The organism is Bacillus sp. JJ1127, from assembly GCF_036965845.1.
Classification (GTDB): domain Bacteria; phylum Bacillota; class Bacilli; order Bacillales; family Bacillaceae_G; genus Bacillus_A.
Genome location: NZ_JBALQK010000277.1, coordinates 638 through 4,809 on the forward strand (window position 1 = coordinate 638; position 4,172 = coordinate 4,809).

Annotated in this window: 3 protein-coding genes; 1 reads left to right on the plus strand and 2 read right to left on the minus strand. The window is 33.3% G+C overall.

Translation table 11 applies throughout. The features are described from left to right. Window positions 1-480: 480 nt before the first annotated feature. Together asnB and V7183_RS22260 are read right to left on the minus strand one after the other, a co-directional pair. Window positions 481-2,373, minus strand: a complete 1,893-nt coding sequence (gene asnB / locus V7183_RS22255; protein ID WP_335360868.1) for an asparagine synthase (glutamine-hydrolyzing) — start codon at window positions 2,371-2,373, stop codon at window positions 481-483. Window positions 2,374-2,755: 382 nt separating this feature from the next. Further along, entirely contained in the window at window positions 2,756-3,274 is a 519-nt protein-coding gene (locus tag V7183_RS22260) for a DJ-1/PfpI family protein (RefSeq protein ID WP_097894848.1), read from the minus strand. A gap of 143 nt (window positions 3,275-3,417) precedes the next feature. Between V7183_RS22260 and V7183_RS22265 the strand changes: the two genes are divergently transcribed. Beyond that, entirely contained in the window at window positions 3,418-3,792 is a 375-nt protein-coding gene (locus tag V7183_RS22265; RefSeq protein ID WP_335360869.1) for a winged helix-turn-helix transcriptional regulator, read from the plus strand. The last annotated feature ends 380 nt before the right edge of the window (window positions 3,793-4,172 follow it).

Consider the following 4,172-nt stretch of genomic DNA (forward strand, 5'->3'; position numbering starts at 1 on the left):
AATCGTTGAATCATCAGATGGTTTAGAGAAGGTTCATAAACTTGCATATGAGTCTTTAAATCTGTTATATCCTCAGGAAGTGTATCTCATTGCGAAGTCAACCGCACTGCATAACGAGGCTATTCGTTATTGCAGAGATTCTTTAAAAAAATACGTATTTTAAATGCAATTTTCATCAAGATAGAGTAAATTTATATTCATAAAACGAAAAAACGCTATTCTTTTTGTAGAAATATACAGAAAGTGTACAGAGACAATAAAGTCGTTGCATTTTGATGTAAAAAACTAAGAGCAATACTACAGTTTGTAAGTAGTATTGCCCTTTAAAGTTGTTTAATATGAGGTATATCTTCTACTTTCCTCGGATTCGTGTATTGGATTCCGGATTCCAGGTAAATTTGCTTCTACAGCCGAGAAAGAAGGTTTTTTTAATATGTTTAAAAATATTTTTTGCTGGGAATTTGAATTCCTCTTATATGTCTATATATATTGATTTACAGTTTCTTGAAATGTACTTGTATCAAATTTATGTTCTATATAAATTTGATGCCATACCATAAATGATAAAACTGTCCAAATTTTACGGCTATAATCCCCTTTTCCAATACAGTGTGCTTCGAGCAATTTCAAAACGTATTGCTTATTAATTAAATGATCAGTTTGACTTTCTGTAATAATAGTTACAGCCCAATCATACATTTCACTCTTTAACCAATGACGAATTGGTACAGGAAACCCTAGTTTTTTACGTTTTAACACATGATTCGGAACAATGCCTTTTACTGCTTCGCGTAGAAGAAATTTTGTTGTTCCATTTGCAATTTTTAAATCATCTGGAATTTTTGATGCAACATCGAACACTTCCTTATCTAAAAATGGAACGCGAAGTTCTAAGGAATGCGCCAATGTCATTCTATCTGCCTTTACAAGTATATCACCACGCAACCAGATAAACATATCAATATATTGCATCTTGCTTACATCATTATAAGAACGTATTTCATTGTACAAAGGTTTGGTTATATCCATGTAGTTTACAGCATTACTGTAGTTTTGTATAAGCTCCTCTTTTTCACTTTCTCTGAAGATTTTTGCATTTCCATAGTAACGCTCTTCGATAGGTGTACAGCCACGTTCAATGAAGCTTTTTCCTTTGAAACCTGTTTGTAATGCACCACTCAACGCTTTTAGAGCGCGTTTTCCTGATGATGGAATATACTGGAATAACTTTAATGAATTCGGTTCACGATAAATATTATAACCACCGAATAATTCATCAGCCCCTTCACCAGATAAAACCACTTTGACATGCTTACGTGCTTCTTTTGCTACAAAATATAACGGAACAGCGGCTGGATCCGCCAATGGATCGTCCATATGCCACATGATTTTTGGAAATTCATTCATAAATTCTTCTGGCGTTACAAGAACGCTATGATTTTTCACATTGAGTTTGTCTGCTGTTTCCTTTGCCACATCAATTTCACTAAAACCCTCATGTTCAAAACCTACAGAGAATGTAAGCAAATTAGGGTTAAACTCTTTTGCAATAGATACAACAATTGAGGAATCGATCCCGCCAGATAAAAAGGATCCAACAGGAACATCGCTTCGCATATGCAATTTTACAGAATCATATAATACATCACGAATCTTTTTGATATGACCCTCTTTTGACACATTAGAAGCATTAAAATATGGCTTCCAGTAGCGATGGAAGGAAATTTCTTTCCCAGGTTCTTTAACAAAATAGTGTCCTGGCTCTAGCTTATTAATCTCCTTATTTAAAGATTGTGGTTCTGGTGCATATTGATAAGTAAAATAATGATGTAAAGATGAAATGTTTATACCTTTATCCCTCAATGCATGAAGAATGCTTTTCTTTTCAGATGCAAAATAAATCATCTCTTCTTCTTGTGCAATAAACAATGGTTTAATACCAAAATGATCACGTGCACCGAATAAACGCTTTTCTTCACGATCCCAAATTACAAATGCAAACATGCCACGCAAGTAATCTACACACTTTTCCTTCATTTTTGCATATAAAGCAATTAGTACTTCTGTATCTGATTGCGTTGAAAATGTAGCCCCTTTTTCCAAAAGCATATTTCGAAGTTCTACATAGTTATAAATTTCGCCATTAAAAATAATCACATATCGCTCATTTTCATATGTCAATGGCTGATGGCCAGCCTTTAAGTCAATAATGCTCAAGCGACGGAAGCCAAATTGTACATGTTCATCGCGGAAATAGCCTTCATCATCTGGTCCACGGTGAAGAATCATTGAATTCATCATCTCAAACTGTACAATATCCTCAGTTGAAAGTTCTCTAGGTTTATCATATAAGCAACCTACAAAGCCACACATACTGTTACCTTCTCTCTAAAAAATTCCTTTTACAAAATATCACCTTAGGTATGAACATAGATAAAGTAATCCTTACCATGAATTTCGAATAAAGCAAGGACATTCGTTCTTTTGTAACATATTGAAGGCACTATTTTGATTTATGTAGTTTGTTAGCAATAACCCTACAAATACAACCATCTTTAGTGTGTTGATTGAATTTATCCAGCAACTGAAATAGCTAGTTGCTGGATAAACTCATGAATGAGTACTTTTTCATCTTGGAATCTTTATTTTGAGTATTCCAAAATCTTTTTTTAAAATAGAACACTCTATCTAAAGAAGCATTAGAAAGTAAGTTCCTAAGGGATCCGCACAAATTGCTCAAAATTAAATATAAAAATTAGATTAGTGCTTTAACTAAGCTTTTCCCAAACTCTTTAGCACCCTCTGGACCGTCACTTGTTATAATATCACTATGAGCAATAACATGTTGTGCAACATATTCTACATTATTATCTTTCAATGCATTAATCATCACATCTACTGGATAACATGTTGCTTGTCGTCCGGAAAGTAAACCAGTTTGGGCTATTACAACAGAGCCAGCACAAATTCCTGTTACAAGAATTTTCTGCTCATAAGCTTGCTTCAAATAACTTATCAATGTTTGATTTTCCCATAGATGATCTATAGTGCCAGAACCGCCAATAACAGCTATAATATCGTTATCATTTACTGGAACTTCAGAGAAAATAACCTCTGCTTTTGTCTTCCCTTGATTATCTCCTGTAATTTCACCAATTTTGGTACTTGCAATCGTCACTTTAACTCCTGCATTTTCTAATACTTCTTTTGGATGAAATAATTCATCTTCATTAAAGCGATCTGGTGGTATAATAAATAATGCGTTTTTATTCATTGTGTGTTTATCTCCTCTAAATAAAAATAATTTTAAGATTAAATATAGTTTAACCTCAATTATTCACACTGTGAAGACTGCACTTTTTTGTACGAAGGTTACCAAAAAGTTACTATCGTAAGAAAATAAGGAGTTAAGAAGACATGTCAGATACATTACGAGAAGACATTAAAAAGAAGATATTAAATGGTGATTTTAATTGTGAAAAAGAACTTACTTTGTCTGTACTTAGCGGGAAGTGGAAAGTAGTTATTTTGTGGCACCTGGGTGTAGAAGGACCACATCGTTTTAGTGATCTTCAAAGACTTTTCCCTAAAATATCTCACAAAATATTAACTAATCAATTACGTGAACTTGCAGAAGATGGAATTATCCGCAGGGAAGTGTTCCCAGAGTCTCCCCCAAAAGTTGAATACTCTATGACTGAACTCGGAATGACTTTGCTACCTATAGTTGAAATGATGTATGATTGGGGAAAAAAACGAATGATAGAAATTAAAGAAGAATTAGGTTGTTAGAATCAAAAGATTAATAACCTGAAACTTCCACTCCTAAAGGGCAAGTTGGCTAACGCCAGTGAAATTTTTGCTACCAAAGGTAAAGTCCATTCCTTCCACTCGTAAAATAACCAAGGTAGCGAAAGAACTTCTATTCGCTGAACATCTAGGGGTATTGCTAACAAAAAATAAACTACTTCAAAACGATAAAATTGAGGAATTTTCACTTTTTGTTTTGGGGCAATTCTTAAGTTGAATGAAAATAATTAAAAACTTTAGTGTACATAAATATTGGTGTCAATTTTAGTAAAACAACTACAGCCATATGGCTAATATTAATACTTAAAATACTTTGAACATGATTCTAAAGTAGAATCATGTTCAAAGTAGAATTGTATATT

Excerpts from the sequence above, each read along its gene's own strand:
- V7183_RS22260 (WP_097894848.1), bottom strand. The coding sequence starts at position 3,274 with ATGAATAAAAACGCATTATTTATTATACCACCAGATCGCTTTAATGAA.
- asnB (WP_335360868.1), bottom strand. The coding sequence starts at position 2,373 with ATGTGTGGCTTTGTAGGTTGCTTATATGATAAACCTAGAGAACTTTCA.
- V7183_RS22265 (WP_335360869.1), top strand. The coding sequence starts at position 3,418 with ATGTCAGATACATTACGAGAAGACATTAAAAAGAAGATATTAAATGGT.